The sequence below is a fragment of the Bradyrhizobium sp. TM233 genome (assembly GCF_036247965.1).
Classification (GTDB): Bacteria; Pseudomonadota; Alphaproteobacteria; order Rhizobiales; family Xanthobacteraceae; genus Bradyrhizobium; species Bradyrhizobium ottawaense.
The window spans coordinates 1,047,158-1,062,946 of sequence record NZ_BTIG01000001.1 but is presented as its reverse complement, the minus strand read 5'-3'; the positions used below and the strand labels follow the sequence as shown (position 1 = coordinate 1,062,946).

17 protein-coding genes are annotated in these 15,789 nt (G+C 64.9%); 7 read left to right on the top strand and 10 right to left on the bottom strand.

Annotated elements, in window-relative coordinates:
• Nucleotides 1-15: 15 nt before the first annotated feature.
• The 10 genes from AABA86_RS05075 to AABA86_RS05030 form a co-directional block, all read right to left on the bottom strand.
• Entirely contained in the window at nucleotides 16-1,887 is a 1,872-nt protein-coding gene (locus AABA86_RS05075; RefSeq protein ID WP_212243938.1) for a bifunctional sugar phosphate isomerase/epimerase/4-hydroxyphenylpyruvate dioxygenase family protein, read from the bottom strand.
• On the bottom strand, nucleotides 1,884-2,942 hold the full coding sequence (locus tag AABA86_RS05070) for a Gfo/Idh/MocA family protein (RefSeq protein WP_338305962.1): 1,059 nt from the start codon (nucleotides 2,940-2,942) through the stop codon (nucleotides 1,884-1,886). Before AABA86_RS05070 ends, AABA86_RS05075 begins: the two co-directional genes overlap by 4 nt.
• Entirely contained in the window at nucleotides 2,939-3,676 is a 738-nt protein-coding gene (locus AABA86_RS05065; RefSeq protein WP_338305960.1) for an ABC transporter ATP-binding protein, read from the bottom strand. Before AABA86_RS05065 ends, AABA86_RS05070 begins: the two co-directional genes overlap by 4 nt.
• Nucleotides 3,677-3,686: 10 nt before the next feature.
• Nucleotides 3,687-4,430, bottom strand: coding sequence for an ABC transporter ATP-binding protein (locus tag AABA86_RS05060; protein WP_338305959.1), 744 nt, complete (start codon nucleotides 4,428-4,430; stop codon nucleotides 3,687-3,689).
• Complete coding sequence (locus AABA86_RS05055; RefSeq protein WP_338305957.1) at nucleotides 4,427-5,425, bottom strand: branched-chain amino acid ABC transporter permease; 999 nt, start codon at nucleotides 5,423-5,425, stop codon at nucleotides 4,427-4,429. The genes AABA86_RS05060 and AABA86_RS05055 overlap by 4 nt, the downstream gene beginning before the upstream one ends.
• Complete coding sequence (locus AABA86_RS05050) at nucleotides 5,422-6,297, bottom strand: branched-chain amino acid ABC transporter permease (protein ID WP_338305956.1); 876 nt, start codon at nucleotides 6,295-6,297, stop codon at nucleotides 5,422-5,424. Before AABA86_RS05050 ends, AABA86_RS05055 begins: the two co-directional genes overlap by 4 nt.
• A 264-nt stretch (nucleotides 6,298-6,561) precedes the next feature.
• Nucleotides 6,562-7,692: an ABC transporter substrate-binding protein gene (locus AABA86_RS05045; protein ID WP_212243946.1), complete on the bottom strand. Its 1,131-nt coding sequence runs from the start codon at nucleotides 7,690-7,692 to the stop codon at nucleotides 6,562-6,564.
• A 57-nt stretch (nucleotides 7,693-7,749) separates the two neighbouring features.
• Nucleotides 7,750-8,628 carry a shikimate dehydrogenase gene (locus AABA86_RS05040; RefSeq protein WP_212243948.1) on the bottom strand — a complete coding sequence of 293 codons (879 nt, stop codon included), beginning with the start codon at nucleotides 8,626-8,628 and terminating at the stop codon, nucleotides 7,750-7,752.
• 144 nt (nucleotides 8,629-8,772) lie between these two features.
• Complete coding sequence (locus AABA86_RS05035; protein WP_212243950.1) at nucleotides 8,773-9,711, bottom strand: LysR family transcriptional regulator; 939 nt, start codon at nucleotides 9,709-9,711, stop codon at nucleotides 8,773-8,775.
• A 390-nt stretch (nucleotides 9,712-10,101) separates the two neighbouring features.
• Nucleotides 10,102-10,278, bottom strand: a complete 177-nt coding sequence (locus AABA86_RS05030) for a hypothetical protein (RefSeq protein WP_338305955.1) — start codon at nucleotides 10,276-10,278, stop codon at nucleotides 10,102-10,104.
• A 167-nt stretch (nucleotides 10,279-10,445) separates the two neighbouring features.
• On the opposite strand from AABA86_RS05030, the gene AABA86_RS05025 reads away from it, so the two are divergent.
• The 7 genes from AABA86_RS05025 (at nucleotide 10,446) to AABA86_RS04995 (ending at nucleotide 15,765) form a co-directional block, all read left to right on the top strand.
• Nucleotides 10,446-11,174, top strand: coding sequence for a LuxR family transcriptional regulator (locus AABA86_RS05025; protein WP_091965875.1), 729 nt, complete (start codon nucleotides 10,446-10,448; stop codon nucleotides 11,172-11,174).
• An 88-nt stretch (nucleotides 11,175-11,262) separates the two neighbouring features.
• Nucleotides 11,263-11,922: an acyl-homoserine-lactone synthase gene (locus tag AABA86_RS05020; protein ID WP_212243953.1), complete on the top strand. Its 660-nt coding sequence runs from the start codon at nucleotides 11,263-11,265 to the stop codon at nucleotides 11,920-11,922.
• 1 nt (nucleotide 11,923) lies between these two features.
• Nucleotides 11,924-12,142 (top strand): hypothetical protein, encoded by a 219-nt coding sequence (locus AABA86_RS05015; protein WP_338305954.1) that lies wholly within the window; start codon nucleotides 11,924-11,926, stop codon nucleotides 12,140-12,142.
• A 298-nt stretch (nucleotides 12,143-12,440) separates the two neighbouring features.
• Nucleotides 12,441-13,358, top strand: a complete 918-nt coding sequence (locus tag AABA86_RS05010; protein WP_028139755.1) for a branched-chain amino acid ABC transporter permease — start codon at nucleotides 12,441-12,443, stop codon at nucleotides 13,356-13,358.
• Nucleotides 13,355-14,299 (top strand): branched-chain amino acid ABC transporter permease, encoded by a 945-nt coding sequence (locus AABA86_RS05005; RefSeq protein WP_212243957.1) that lies wholly within the window; start codon nucleotides 13,355-13,357, stop codon nucleotides 14,297-14,299. The genes AABA86_RS05010 and AABA86_RS05005 overlap by 4 nt, the downstream gene beginning before the upstream one ends.
• On the top strand, nucleotides 14,292-15,059 hold the full coding sequence (locus AABA86_RS05000; RefSeq protein ID WP_212243959.1) for an ABC transporter ATP-binding protein: 768 nt from the start codon (nucleotides 14,292-14,294) through the stop codon (nucleotides 15,057-15,059). Before AABA86_RS05005 ends, AABA86_RS05000 begins: the two co-directional genes overlap by 8 nt.
• Nucleotides 15,052-15,765: an ABC transporter ATP-binding protein gene (locus AABA86_RS04995; RefSeq protein WP_212243960.1), complete on the top strand. Its 714-nt coding sequence runs from the start codon at nucleotides 15,052-15,054 to the stop codon at nucleotides 15,763-15,765. The genes AABA86_RS05000 and AABA86_RS04995 overlap by 8 nt, the downstream gene beginning before the upstream one ends.
• The last annotated feature ends 24 nt before the right edge of the window (nucleotides 15,766-15,789 follow it).

Genomic DNA, 15,789 nt, shown 5'->3' with positions numbered 1-15,789 from the left:
GACGGCAAGGCGAGCCTACACCCTTGGCATGCTCGCCGGCCGCACCTCGCGAGCCTGTGCTGCCAGCCGGATGCCGGCATTGGCAGCACCGAACCCCTGATAATCCCTCCGCTCGACGATTTCGAAGAAGAACCGCTCGTCGAAAATGTGGGTGTAGACCTGGAAGAACTCGCCGTCGCCCTCGCGGTCGTAGAGGATGTGATTGGCACGCAGCTGCGCCATCAGCTCGGGCGCAAGGTCGTATTTGGCTTCGATGTCGTCGTAGTAGTTGTCGGGGATATCCAGGAAATCCGCACCTCGCTTGCGCATGTCCGCGACCGTCGCGAAGATGTCTTTGCAGGAAAACGCGACGTGCTGCACCCCTGAGCCGAAGAACTCCGAGATAAAGCGCGCCGGCAGCGTGCGGTTGGCGGAGGAGCCGTTGAGCACGAAGCGCAGGCTCTGGTCGGCATTGACGACGGCCTGGCTTTGCACGAGCCCCCTGGGATCGGCGATCTCCATCTGCGGCAGCCGCTTCAGGTCGAGGATGCCGGTGTAGAACAGCAGCCAGGACAGCATCTCGTCATAGGGCATCGACTGTGCGATGTGGTCGACGGCGAGCAGCGCGTCGCCGTTTGCCTCGCTCGCAACAGGCTCGAAATCCGTGTCCCAGTTCTTGCCGGCCTGGTCGAGGAAATACAGCAGGCTGCCGCCGACGCCGTGGATCGCGGGGATCTCCAATTCGCCCGGCCCGACCGGCTGGTAGAAGGTGCGCGCCTTCAGCATCTCCGCGCGCTGCATGGCAAGGCCGGCATTGTCGACATCGAGCGCAATCGCGCAAACGCCGGGGCCGTGCGTGACGTAGTGCGAATGGGCAAAGCCGTCGGTCTCGCTGTTGATGACGAGCTCGACCTTGCCCTGCGACCAGCGCTCCACAGCCTTGCTGCGATGCGCGCCGGTCTTGCGGAAGCCGAGTTGCGCAAACAGGTGGCCGAGCTCGCCGGCCTTGGTCTCGTTGACGGCAAACTCGATGAACCCGGTGCCGCGGCTCTTCGCCTTCGGCGCCAGCGGCTCGGCGGCGAATTTCGGCCAATCCGGCGCAAGCTGGTCCTCCAACAGGATCAGCGAGCGCAGGCCGTCGAGCGCGGTCTGCGCGGCAGAGCCGGCGCGGAACTGGTCGTTGAAGATCTCCAGCGACAGTGGTCCGGCATAGCCGGTCGCCGCGACCGCCGCCATGAACTCACCGACCGGCAGATCGCCCTGTCCGGGGAAGGAGCGGAAGTGCCGGCTCCAGGAGAGGATGTCGAGCTCGAGCTTCGGCGCATCGGCAAGCTGCACCAGAAATATCTTGTCGCCGGGAATCGAGGCCATCGCGCGGGTCGGAAAGCCAGGTGCCAGCGCGTGAAAGCTGTCGAGGATGATTCCGATCGCGGGATGATCGGCGCGGCGCACGATCTCCCAGGCATCGCGATAGTCGTGGACATGGCGGCCCCAGGCCAGCGCCTCGTAGCCGACGCGCAAGCCCCGCTTGGCGGCACGCTCGCCAAGCTCGCGAAAATCGTCCGCAGCGCGGTCGATGCCGCCGAGCGAGGCGGGTGAGACGTTGGAGCAGATCAGCAGCAGGTCGGTGCCAAGTTCCTGCATCAAGTCGAACTTGCGTTCCGCACGGGCAAAATTGCGCGCACGCTGCGGCTCGGGCATGCCCTCGAAATCGCGGAACGGCTGGAACGCTGAGATCTTCAGGTTGAGATCGCCGCAGAGCTTTGCGATATCGCGCGGGCCGGCGCCGAACGACAGCAGATCGTTCTCGAAAATCTCGACCTCATCGAAGCCGGCGGCGGCGATGGCGCGGAGCTTCTCGTCCAGCGCGCCTGAGAGGGAGACCGTTGCGATCGAGCGCTTGTTCATGCTGCCTGCTCCATGATCCGCCCCGGTGAGACTTTTTGGCCCGTGCGCGCGGCCTCGCTAACGGCTTCGACGACGGCGAGCGTTCCCATCGCGTCCTCGGCCGGGATCAGCGGCGGCTCGCGGCCGCTGATGACCGCGCAAAAATGACGGAGCTGCTCGACCAGCGGATCGAAAGCGGTCGGCGCAACGGTCTCGCGCGACAGCGGCGCGTACCAGCCGGGCTCTCGCGCATAGGACCACAGCTCCATATTCGGCACGGAGAGCGATCCCTCCGTGCCGGAGAGGATGTAGCAGGGCTGATCCTGCTTGGGATAAGCGGTGTTCTCGCCGGAGGCGAGCTCCCAGCTCCACGGCGCCGGTGTCGCATCCGACACGGTCACCGTCCCCAGCGCACCATTCGCAAAGCGCAGCAGCAGCGCCGCGGTGTCCTCGACGGCGAAGCCGCGCGCCTTGTTCGAGGTCAGCGCCTGCACCTCATTGATCTCGCCACAGATGAAGCGGAGATTGTCGATGTCGTGAATGAGGTTGATCAGCAGCGGCCCGCCGCCTTGCTCGCGGCGCCAGGCCACTTCGAAATAATCGTCGGGCTTCTTCAGCAGCCAGAGCCCGACCACGGCGGTGAGCTGGCCGAGTTTGCCACTCGTCACCGTCTGACGCGCAGCCTTGATGGCCGGATTGTGCCGGCGGTGATGCCCGACCAGCATCGGCACGCCGGTTCGTTTGACGGCGTCGCACAGACGTTGTGCGGTGGCAACCGTCTCCGTCACCGGCTTCTCGATCAGCGCCGGCACGCCCGCTTCGGCGCAATCGAGCGCCATCGGCAGGTGCAGTGTGTTGGGCGAGGCGATGATCAAGCCGTCGGGCTTTTCCTGCGCCAGCAGCGCCCGATGGTCGGCATAGCAGGCTACGTTGTGGGCTTGCGCATAGTCCCGCGCCGCAGGCGAGGGGTCCGCGATGCCGGCGAGCTCGCAATCCGGTGAGGCCTCGATCAACTCGATATGGCGGCGGCCGATCAGGCCGGCGCCGGCGACGGCGATGCGCATTCGCACACTCATGCCGCGCTCTCCTCCATGGCTCCCCCGAGAAAGAGCTGGCCGATGCGGGGATCGTTCAGGATGCGCTTGGCGTCGTCGATCATGCGGGTCTGGCCGAGCTCGAGCACGATGCCGATGTCGGAGATCTCCAGCGCCGAGCGCGCGTTTTGCTCGATCATCAGGATGGTGACGCCGCGGTCGCGCAAGGATTTGAGAATGTCGAAGGTCTGCTGCACCATCAGCGGCGACAGGCCGATCGAGGGCTCGTCGATCAGCACGAGTTTCGGCTCGAGCAGCAGCGAGCGGGCGATCTCGAGCTGCTTCTGCTCGCCGCCGGACAGCGTGGACGCCTGTTGCGTCGACTTGCGCCGCAGCGCCGGGAACAGGTCAAGCGCGGCCTCGATTCGCGTCGGCAGGTCGAGGCCCTTGCCGGCGGCGACGCCGCCGAGCTCGATATTGTGGCGCACCGACAGCTCGGGAAAGATGTTGCGGCCCTGCGGCACGTAGCAGATGCTGGCATTGAGCAGCGCGCGCTGGCTCAAATTGGTGACGTCGCGGCCGGCAAAGCTGATCTTGCCATCGCGCAGCTTCAACAGGCCGAAGATCGCCTTGAACACGGTCGACTTGCCGGCGCCGTTCGGGCCGATGATCGTCGTGATCGTGGCCTCCGGCACGGCAAACGTCGTGCCGTTCAAGATCGTCATCTTGCCGTAGCCGCCGACGAGGTTGTGAACCGAGAGGATTGGCTCGCTCATGGTCGGCTCCTCAATGTCCGAGATAGGCTTCGATGACGGCAGGGTTCTTGCGGACCTCGTCGGGCCGCCCCATCGCCAGCACCTTGCCTTCCGCCATCACCATCACGCGCGAGCACAGCGACATCACGAACTCCATGTTGTGCTCGATCACGACGAAGGTGGCGTTCTTCTCGCGGTTGATCGCGACCAGGCGGTCCTTCAGATCGGCCAGCATCGACGGGTTGACGCCGCCGGCGGGCTCGTCGAGCAGCACCAGGCGCGGGCCGCCCATGAAGGCCATGGCGGCGTCGAGCAGCTTTTGCTGGCCATAGGACAATCCGCCGGCCGGCTCGTCGGCGAGATGATCGAGCTTGAAGAAGCCGATCATCTGGTTGGCGGGCTCCGTCAATCCGGCATCGGAGCGGCCGACCAGGCGCGAGGCCATGTTGCCCTGGTGCTCCTGGCCCGCGAGGATCAGGTTCTCGCGCACCGAGAGCTTTGGAAACACCTGCAGCAGCTGGAAGGTGCGGCTGACCCCGAGCTTGTTGAGCTCGGCGGGGCGCAGGCCCGTGACGAGTTTGCCGTCGAGCTTGACCTCGCCGCCTGACGGGGTGAGCTGGCCGAGGATGCAGTTGAACAGCGTGGACTTGCCACAGCCGTTCGGACCGATCAGGCCGAGGATCTCGCCCTCGCGGACGTCGAAGGAGACGCCGTCGACGGCGCTGATACCGCCAAAATTCTTCTTGATGTCGGTGACTTCGAGGACCGCACTCATTGCGCCGTCTCCAGGCGGGATTTTGCGACGGCGCGCAGCGCGGAGGCCGCCTTGGTGCGGCGCTCGGCGAGATAGCGGTCGAGGATTCCCAAAATGCCGGTCGGCGACCAGATCAGCAGCAGCATCACCGCCACCGCGTAGAGCATCAGGTAATAGCCTTCGGTGAAGCGCAGCCATTCCGGCAGCAGCACCGCGATCATCGCGCCAAGGAACGGTCCGAGATAGAAGCCCGCGCCGCCGACGATCACCATCATCAGAAGGTCGAGCGAGAGCGACAGGTTGAACGGCACGGGGTCGATATATTGCGTCAGCGGCGCATAGAGCGCGCCGGCGACGCCGCCGAGCGCCGAGCCGATCGCGAACGCCATCAGCGTGTAGCGCCTTGTGTCGATGCCGAGCGACTGCGCGCGCAGCGGGTTTTCGCGCAGCGCCATGAAGGCGCGGCCCCAGGGGGATCGGATCAGCCACCACACCGCCAGCGACACGATCGCGAGCGCGCCGAGGCAGACATAATAGAAAGGCAGCGGCTTGTTGGTCGCGAGACCGAAGATGTGCGGACGCGGGATGTTGGAGATGCCGTAGATGCCGCCGGTGAGCCAGCTCTCGTTGCGGAACACCAGGAAGGCGAGGGTGGAGAAGGCGAGGGTGACGAAGGCGAGGTAGTGGTGCTGCACGCGCAGCGCGGGGTAGCCGAGCACCCAGCCGACCGCGAAGCTCAACGCGATCGCGACCAGGATCGCCGCCGGCAAAGGCCAGCCATGCGTGGTCATGATCGCGGCGGCATAGGCGCCGATGCCGACGAACGCGCCCTGCGCCAGCGAGACCTGGCCGGCATAGCCGAGCGTGAGGTTGAGGCCCATCGCAGCGATGGTCATCACCGCCCATTGGCTCAGAATGAACAGGCCGTAGCGGTTGAAGTTCATGGGAACGATGATCAGGCCGGCGATGACGATCAGGCCGAGCGCGATCTTCAGGGGCTTGGCAAAGCTGCTCATACCGTGCGCTCCTCGGCGCGGCCGAGCAGTCCTTGCGGCCGGAACAGGATGACGACGATCAGGAAGATCAGCGGCACTGCAGCGCGGTATTGCGTCGAGACGTAGCTGGCCGCGAGATTGTCGAGCACGCCGATCAGCAGGCCGCCGGCGATCGCGCCGCGCACCTGGTTGAAGCCGCCGACGATCGCCGCGATGAAGGCCGCCTGGCCCAGCACCTCGCCGGAGGAGAATTTTGCGAGATAAATCGGCGTGATCAAAAGCGAGGCCAGCGCGACCAGGAAGGCGTTGATCAGGAACGTCAGCAGGATCATCCGCTCGACGGGCACGCCGATGATGCGGGCCACCGTCGGGTTCTGCGCCGCCGCCTGCATCTGGTGACCGAGCGAGGTGCGGTTGAGAAGCGCGGTCAAGCCGAACACGGCAACGATGGCGACGACGAGCACGCCGATGCTTTGCAGCGACACGGAATGGCCGAGGATGGAGATGTCACCGGTCGGCACGATCGACGGGAAGGGCGATGCCTCCGCACTGAAGAACTGCTTGACGGCTTCCTTGAGACCGATCGCCAACGCCATGGTGGCAATCGCGAGCGGCAGCACGCCGTGGCGCATCATCGGGTCGACCAGCAGCAGCTTGAAGCCGAGTCCGAGCAGGATCATCGAGAGCAGGATGCCGAGGATGATCGCGAGCCAGAACGGCGCGCCGGCATGCATCGCCGCCAGCATCAGGAACGCCGGCAGCATCACGAACTCGCCTTGCGCGAAATTGATGGTTTGCGAGGTCTGCCACAGCAGCGTGAAGCCGACCGCGACCAGCGCGTAGATCGCGCCGGTGGCGAGCCCTGCGACCAGTAGATCGAATAGGTTGGACATTTTCTCCCCTCGTGTCCCTCGCCCCGTTCTTACGGGGAGAGGCATAGGCGGCCTGTGGCCGCCGTTCTAAAGAAAGCCGATGCAGGGCATCGGCTATGGTGAGGGGCTCTTTCCGCAAGCTCATCTCTCACCGTCTTCGCAGAACCACCCCCGCACCCCACCCTTTCCCCGCGAAGAGCGGGGTGAGGGAGCGAGAGATCTCTCCCCGCATCCGCCTTCGCTAAAGCTTCGGCGGGACAAGTGCGGGGAGAGGCGAAGAAACCTTCACTTCACCTTGGGCAGCACCTGCTTCACGACCTGCTTGCCTTCGACCACTTCGACCAGAAAACTCTGGCGGTCGATGTCGCCGGTGTCGCTGAAGGTGACGTCCATCAGGATGCCCGGCTCGTCCGCGGCCTTGATGGTGAGGCCATGCAGCGTGTCGGCGAACTTCTTCGGGTCGACCTTGCCCATCTTCTCGGTGGTGGCCTTCACCATGTAGACGGCGAGATAGCCTTTCAGGCCGTTATGGTCGGGCACGTAATTGTACTTCTTGGAGAACTTCTCGCGGAACGCCTTGATCAAATCGACCGGCGCGTCGGTGGTGAGGCCGACATGGCCGCGCGCGCCGTTGGCGGCGTCGCCGGCGAGCTCGATCACCTTCTGGCCGATCAGCGTGGTCTCGCCCATCAGCGGCGCGGTGACGCCCTGGCGCTTCAGCTCCTTCAGGATGCGTGCGCTCTCTTCCTCGTTCAGGTAGACGAACACGGCATCCGGATTGGCGGCCTTGATCTTGCCGACGTCGGCGGCGAAATCGGCCTGGCCCGCCTCGGTCGAGAGATCGGCGACCACCTTGGAGCCGAGCCGGTCAAGCTCCTTCACCACGACGTCGCGACCGCCGCGGCCGAAGTCATTGTTGACCCAGACCACCGCGACCGTCTTCGCCTTCATGTCGTCGTGGATGTATTTTGCGACCTTCGGCATCGAGGATTGCTGGCCGAACGAGGTGCGGAACAGGAATTTGTTGCCAGCCTGCGTCAGCTCGGCGGCTTCGCCGCCCATGATCTGCGCGATGCCGGCTTCGGCCGCGAGCGGCGCTGTGACCTTCACCGAGCCGGAATAGCCGGGCCCGAGCAGCACGTAGGGCTCGGCGTCGAGCGCCTTCTGCACCTGGGCGCGGGCGACGCCGGGGTTGGATTGCGAGTCGGCATGGGTCACTTCCAGCTTGCGGCCGAGCACGCCGCCCTTGGCGTTGATCTCCTCGATGGCGAGGTCGATGCCGTTCTTCCAGTTGGTGCCGACGGTGGCGCCGCCGCCCGAGAGCTCGGCGACGTCGGCGAGCTTGATCGCCTGGGCGTGGACGCTGGTTGCAGTCGCGAAGGCAAGCAGAGCGCCTGCCAGGATGGTCGATTTCATGGTTTCTCCTCCCATTTCCTCTGATGTTATTCGCGGCCTTGTGTCGGCCGCTTCGGTTTACGCTGCGTGATAGGCCGAGCTTCGTGCCGCCATCACCTCGTCGAATGCCTCTCCCATGACCTCGGTCGATGGGGCAAGGCCCGTGAACAGTTCAAAAGCGTCGGCCGCCTGATAGATCGCGAGCTCCCGCCCGGTCATGATCCGCGCGCCCTTGGCTTGTGCCGCCGCCAGCAGCGGCGTGATCAACGGCGAGTAGACGGCATCCGCCACCCACAATTTCTCATGCAGCAGCGCGGCCGCAACCGGCATGCCGCGGTCCGGCAGCATGCCGACCGGCGTGCCGTTGACGAGACCGGTTGCGCCGCGCAGCGCATCCTCGACGCTCGCGGCGATCCTCGCGCCACCCCGCGGTGCAAGCAGGGAGACGAGCGTCGCTGCGCGCGCCGGCTCGCTGTCGAAAATGCGGATGTCGGAAACTTTCAGGCTCGCCAGCGCAAACGCGATCGCCTTGCCGACGCCGCCGGCGCCGATCACCGCAACGGCGTTCCCCGCGGGCGCCAGCAGCGGCGCCACCGCGCGCGCAAAGCCCGTGGTGTCGGTGTTGTGGCCGGTCAGGCGGCCGTCTTTGACGACGACGGTATTGACCGCGCCCATGCTGGCTGCACCCGGCGCCAGCTCGTCGAGCAGCGGAACCACAGCTTCCTTGTAGGGGTAGGTGACATTGACGCCGGCAAAGCCGAGCCGACGCACGCCCTCGAGCATCATGCGAAGCCCCGCCGCATCGGCGCCGGCGACCTCGATCAGCTGGTAGTGGCCGCGCAGTCCGAGCGCTTCGGCCGCGCGCTCATGCATGGCGGGGGACGCGGAATGCGCGATCGGCGCGCCGATCAGGCCGGTGAGGAGCTTCTTGCTGGCGGCGTATCCGCGCTTGGACATGGTTCGCTATCGTCTCAAAGGGAACGTTCGGTCCCGGCCATTAGCGGGGAAATCCCCGCAAGTCCAAGGGCAGTTCCTGATGCGACGATAGCCTTTCCCCCGGCTAACACAATTACCCTTTTATCCGGCAAACCTAACATGATGTTATTTCTTCCGTCCGCGCGCGCCGCCGGCCTTGCCGTTGCCGCGCGACGGCTCGACCGCGCGCATCTCGGTACGCAGCTGCTCGATGAAATACTCGGCATGGAGCGACAGCGGCGCGCCGCGCTTGACCGCGATGTAGGTATCGAACCGCGTCGGCTCGGTGATCTTCAGAAGCTCGATCCCGGGATAGCCGCCATGGGCCACCGTGAACTGGTCGATGATGGCGATGCCGAGGCCCGCCTTCACCAGCGCGCAGACCGTGGTGCCGAACCGCGCGCGGATGGTGATGTCGTAGGCGAGACGGTTGCGCGCAAAGATCTCGGCCATGATCCGCCCGTAGGGATCGTTGGGATCGATGCCGATCAGCGGATAGCGGGTGATCTCGGCGGCCGAGACCTGCTTGCGGCCGGCGAGCTCGTGCCCCGGCGGCACGATGCAGTACAGCTCGCCCGAGGCCAGCGGCATGAAGTCGAGCCCGGAATGCTCCAGCCGGTAGCTCATCGCCACGCACTCGCCGCGGCCGAGCAGGAGATAGTCGATGGCCTCCTCGAGCTTGAGGATGTTGATATCGATGCCGAGATCGGGATAGCGGCGCCGGACGCGCTCGATCGCGCGCGGCACCATCACCTGCGAGATGCTCGGCACCGAGCCGATCCGCAGCTCCGACAGGCCGCCGCGGCCGATCTTGGAGATGATCTCGGAGAGATCGTCGACCTTCTTGTAGACGCCGTTGATCTGCTCGAAGATGCTCTCGGCTTCCGGCGTCGGGAAGTAACGCCCGTTCTGGCGCTGGAAGAAGCGGATGCCGAGCGAGCGCTCGGTGTACTTGACGAGGCGGCTGATGCCCGGCGCCGAGACGTTGAGCAGCTTCGCCGCGCCGCCGATGGTCCCCGTCACCATCACGGCACGGATCACTTCAACCTGGCGCAGCGTCATCATGCTCTTGGCACCCGAAAGAGGATCGTGGCGGCGATCATCTCACGAGAGCCGTGATGGCATCCAGCGGCAAGTGGGTGACGATGTGGACGGAAGCGGCAAGCCGCTCTCGTGTCCCGGACGCGCTGCAACGCGTCTAGCGCTTCGGCGCAGAGCCGGGACCCAGGAAGCCGGAGGATTTGTTGCGGATGGATGGGCCCTGGCTCTGCGGCGCATCGTCGAAGAGAGGCTGCGCTGCGTCCGGGGCGCGAGAGCCGGCTTCATCAACCTTCTTCACGAGAAGGGAGCTGAACTTCGCTGTCAGACGGTTTCGACTAGAATCCGCGCGTTCGGATGAAAGGGCTGCATCGTTGCGCGACCTGTCTCGCCGGCGTCGTCCAGCGCAGCAGCGTTCTAGCTCGCCGGCCCTCCCGGCAATGCGCTCTCAGCCAGGTCCTCGCGCTCGCCTTGCAGCACCTCGCGCGCGAACTCGATGATCTTCTGCTTGTTTGCCGTTTCGCGGACGGCGAAAAACACGCGGTTCAATTCCAGGCCGAGCACGCTGTTGAGGGCGATGTCCTCGTCTTCCATCGTGGTTTTCCCGCTTCGGTCGCCTCAGGTGTATCGTGACGTCAATTCTGCCACAAGTAGTTTAAATCTTCAGGGCGGATGAGCACCGGGAAACTACGGCCGCAGCGAATTGAGGCAGTCGCCGAATACGTGCTATACGAGGGCCGTGTGGGTCAGGAAACGCACCGATGTCCGCCGTCGATTATGGCCGCGAAGCGCTCGACTTCATTGAGGGGCTTGGAGCCTATACCAAGGTTCCGGACGCCATGGACGCGCTTGCAACCGCGTTCGGCCGGTACGGCTTCGAGCATATCATCGTAACAGGATTGCCGAATCCCGATCAGCGCTTTTCCCAGATGGTGCTCGCCAAGAAGTGGCCGGCCGAGTGGTTCAGCCTCTACACCCAAAAGAGCTACGACCGTGTCGATCCCGTGATCCGCAAATGCCGGCAGACGGTGAATCCTTTCGAGTGGTCCGAGGCGCCGTATGATCCGGAGCTGGAGCCGGGCGCGGTGGAGGTGATGCGGCGCGCTGCCGATTTCCGCATGTCGCGCGGCTTCGTCGTGCCGATCCACGGCTTGACTGGCTACGAGGCCGGCGTCTCGCTCGGTGGCGTTCATCTCGATCTCAATGCGCGCAGTAAGCCGGCGCTGCACCTGATCGGGATGTACGGGTTTGACCACATTCGCCGTCTGCTCGATCCGGCGCCGCATCCATCGATGCGCCTTACCCCGCGCGAGCGCGAGGTGCTCGCCTGGGCCTCGCAGGGCAAGTCGGCCTGGGAAATCGGCGAGATCCTGCACATCACGCAGCGCACGGCCGAAGAGCATCTTGCAACCGCTGCGCGCAAGCTTGGTGCCGTCAACCGGACGCATGCGGTCGCGATCGCGATCCGCCACAGAATCATCATTCCCTGAAATCCGCGCCTACTGGGAAATTTCCCAATAGTCGGTTTCGCCGTTTTCCGTGAGGATTCCCCCATTATTTCGAACAATGGGGGAGTAAATGATTCATGTGATTTCTGCCGTTAACCGGCACCTCTACGAGGATGTTCTTGAGCAACATTTCAGGGTGCGCCACGAGATTTTCGTCGAGGAGCGCAAATGGGAGGCGCTGCGCAAGCCCGATGGCCGCGAGATCGACACTTACGACAATGAGGACGCGATCTACCTGCTGGCTCTCGAAAACCGCCGGGTGCTCGGCGGCTCCCGCCTGTATCCGACCACCAAGCCGACGATGATGAGTGAGATCTTCCCGCATCTCGCCGCGGTGCGCGGTTGCCCCTCGGACCCGCTGGTCTGGGAGTGGTCGCGCTTCTTCGTTTCGCGCGAGCGCCGCGACGGCGCGTTCAATCTGCAATTGATGGCGGCGGCGCAGGAGTTCTGTCTGGATCAGGGGATCGAGCGTCTCTGTCTCGTCATGGAGACTTGGTGGTTGCCCCGCTTCCATGACATCGGCTTCGTCGTGACACCGCTGGGATTGCCGGCATTGATCGAGAACTCCTGGACCATGGCGGCGTCCATCGAGGTCCGCCAGGAATCGCTCGATGTCGTGCGCGAACGTATCGGGATGAAGGATGTCGTGTGCCAGGACGGCCCGCGTCTGGACGCCGTCGCCCGTGCCAACCTCTGCGGCGCTGCTGCCGCACAACGAAAGAGTGCCTGAGATGTCGGACATGATGCGGGACAGCCAGATCATGGCGCAGACCAGGGACGAGAATCTCGGCTACATGTCGGACATGGCGCTCGAGCTGGCGCAGATGGCGGAAGACACCGGATTGGCGACGCTCGCCTATCTGTTCCGGATGGCGGCGCTGGAGGCCTCGACGGCCAACAGCGTGCTCGCCGAACCGGATGACCTTCCCCAGCAGATGACGTCGCACTAGACGCAATCCTTCCTTGCATTCCGACGAAGTCGCACCCTCTCGCCGGCCCACCGGCGAGAGGGTCATCGTTTGGGTGCGGCAGGTTGCCCCAGCCGGCGCGGCAGCCTTCTTGCAGGATCATTTTGACCGCATGCATCGGCATGCAACAAAGTGCATGTTTGGTGTCGAATCGCTCTTGCCTCGGAACGATACTGCCATTACCCATTTTTCCGCCTTGAACAGGCAGGGGGAGCTCTTTCACTGATGGCGACCGTGTTCGAACATCGGCGCGACACCGCGTGCGCCTGAAAGAGTCTTGATGCTGCTCGTCGTCGAACAGTTCCTGAATGGATTGCAGTTCGGCCTGCTGCTGTTCCTGCTCGCCGCCGGCCTGACGCTGGTGTTCGGGATCATGGATCTCGTCAACCTCGCGCACGGCTCGCTCTACATGATGGGCGCCTATTTCGCCGCGACCTTTGCGGCGTGGACCGGCAGCTTCCTGCTCGGGGCGCTGATGGCGCTGGGGGCCACGCTGGTGCTCGGCATCGTGCTGGAGATGAGCGCGCTGCGGCATCTTTACGGCCGCGACCATCTCGACCATGTGCTGGCGACCTTCGGCCTGATCCTGTTCTTCAACGAAGCGGTGCGGCTGATCTGGGGCCCGGCCGGCCTTGCGCTGCCGCTGCCGGCCTGGCTCACCGTGCCGGTGCCGATCCTGCCCGGCATTCACTATCCCGCCTATCGGCTCGCCATCATCGTGGTGGCGCTGCTGGTGGCGCTGCTGCTGTATCTCGGCGTGATGCGCACCCGTATCGGCATGCTGATCCGCGCCGGCGCCTCCAACCGCGAGATGATCGGGGCGCTCGGCATCAACATCAAGCTGCTCTACACGCTGGTGTTCGGCCTGGGTGCCGCGCTCGCGGGCCTGGCCGGCCTGATGCAGGCGCCGATCCTCACCGTGCAGATCGGCATGGGCGAGAACATCCTGATCCTCGCTTTCGTCATCATCGTGATCGGCGGCATCGGCTCGATCCGCGGCGCGTTCCTCGCCGCGATCTTCGTCGGCATGATCGACACGCTCGGCCGCGCCTTCCTGCCCAATCTGCTGCGGCAGGTGCTGAGCGGCGCCGCTGCCTCCACCGCCGCGCCCGCGCTGTCCTCCATGCTGATCTATCTCCTCATGGCGATCGTGCTGGTGGTTCGGCCGGAGGGGCTGTTTCCGGCCAACCGTCGATGAAGTCTTTCACTGTGAGCAAGGCCGTCACGGCCCTGATGCTGGCGGGCCTCGTGCTGCTGCCGCTCTATTCGCAGCTCTCCGGCAACATCTTCATCCTGACGCTGTTCACCCGCATCATCATCCTGGCGCTGGCGGCCGCCAGCCTCAACCTCATCATGGGTTTTGGCGGCATGATGAGCTTTGGCCACGCCGCCTATCTCGGCATCGGCGGCTATGCCGTCGGCATGCTGGCGCAGGAAGGCGTCGGCAGCGGCTTCATCCAGTTTCCGGTCGCGCTCGCGGCGTCCGCGCTCTATGCGCTCGTGATCGGCGCGCTCAGCTTGCGCACCCGCGGCGTCTATTTCATCATGATCACGCTCGCCTTCGCGCAGATGGCCTATTACGTCGCCTCGGGGCTGGCGCGCTACGGCGGCGATGACGGCCTCACCGTCTACAAGCGCAGCGACTTCTCCGGGCTGGTCAACCTGTCGAACCGCACGCAGTTCTATTATCTCTGCCTCGCCTGCCTCCTCGGCGTCATCTTCCTGATCTGGCGCATCGTCAATTCGCGCTTCGGCCTCGTCCTGCAGGGCCTGCGCTCCAACGAGCAGCGCATGCAGGCGATCGGCTTCCCGGCAAAGCGCTACAAGCTCGTCTGCTTCGTCATATCGGGCACCATGTGCGGCCTCGCCGGTGCGCTGCTCGCCAACAACACCGATTTCGTCAGTCCGGCCGTGATGTACTGGACCCGCTCAGGCGACCTCATGGTGATGGTGATTCTCGGCGGCATGGGCACGCTGTTCGGCCCGATCATGGGCGCGGTGGTGTTCCTGCTGCTGGAGGAATTTCTGTCGCAGATCACCGAATATTGGGCGCTGATCATGGGACCGCTGCTGCTGCTGATCGTGCTGTTCGGGCGCGGCGGCATCATGGGCATGCTGGGGAGGGCCGGCCGTGGCTGAACCCCTGCTTCGTGTCGAAAAGCTGGTGCGCCGCTTCGGCGGCATCGTTGCGACGGATAACGTCTCGCTCGACGTCGCTAGCGGCGAACTGCACGCCATCATCGGCCCGAACGGCGCCGGCAAGACCACGCTGATCAGCCAGCTCACCGGGCATCTCGAACCGCATTCCGGCAGCGTCTCGTTGGGCGGCCGCGACATCACCTATCTGCCCGCCTATCGCCGCTGCGCGCTGGGCCTCGCGCGTTCGTTCCAGATCACCTCGCTGCTGCTCGACTTCACCGCCGCCGACAATGTCGCGCTGGCGGCGCAGGCCCATGCCGGCACCTCGTTCCGCTTCTTCGCCGATGCCCGCAAGGAGAAGGGTCTGCGCGATACCGCCCACGCCGCGCTCGATCGCGTCGGCCTGTTGCATCGCGCCGATGTCCTGGTGTCGAAACTCAGCCATGGCGAGCGGCGCCAGATCGAGCTCGCGGTCGCGCTCGCCAGCAAGCCGAAGCTGCTGCTGCTCGACGAGCCCATGGCCGGTCTCGGCGTCACCGAATCCCAGGGCATGGTGAAGCTGCTCCAGGAACTGCGGAAGGAAGTCTCGATCGTGCTGGTCGAGCACGACATGCCGGCGGTGTTCGCGCTTGCCGACCGCATCACGGTGCTGGTCTATGGCCGCGTCATTGCCTCGGGCGATCCGGCCGCGATCCGTGCCAACGAGGACGTCAAGCGCGCCTATCTCGGTGACCAGCACGTGGTGACGCATCATGGCTGACACGCTGCTCGAGGTCGACGGCATCGAGACCTGCTACGGCCTCTCCCAGGTGCTGTTCGGCCTGTCGCTGTCGATCAAGCCGGGCGAGATGGTCTCGCTGATGGGCCGCAACGGCATGGGCAAGACCACGACCATCCGTTCCATCATGGGCCTGACGCCGGCGCGATCAGGCAGCATTCGTTTCGCGGGCGCCGAGGTCAGGCAGCTTCCCTCCTACAGGATCGCAAAGCTCGGTGTCGGCCTGGTCCCCGAGGGGCGCCAGATCTTCCCGAACCTCACCGTGCGCGAAAACCTGGTCGCGGCCGCCGCCGACCGCTTCAGCAGCCCCAATCCCTGGACGCTGGCCGCGATCTACGTGATGTTTCCGCGCCTTGCCGAGCGTGCCGCCAACATGGGCAACCAGCTCTCCGGCGGCGAGCAGCAGATGCTCGCGATCGGCCGTGCGCTGATGACCAATCCAAAGCTCCTGATCCTGGACGAAGCGACCGAAGGCCTCGCGCCGCTGATCCGCGAAGAAATCTGGAACTGCCTGTCGCTGCTCAAGAGCCGCGGGCAGTCGATCCTGGTCGTCGACAAGAACGTCGACCACCTCGCCCGTATCTGCGACCGCCACTTCATCATCGAGCGCGGCAAGACGATGTGGAGCGGTACTTCCGATCAGCTGTTGGCGGAACCGGATCTCCAGCACAAATATCTGGGCATCTGAAGCGCGTTCCTGCCGACCGCGCGC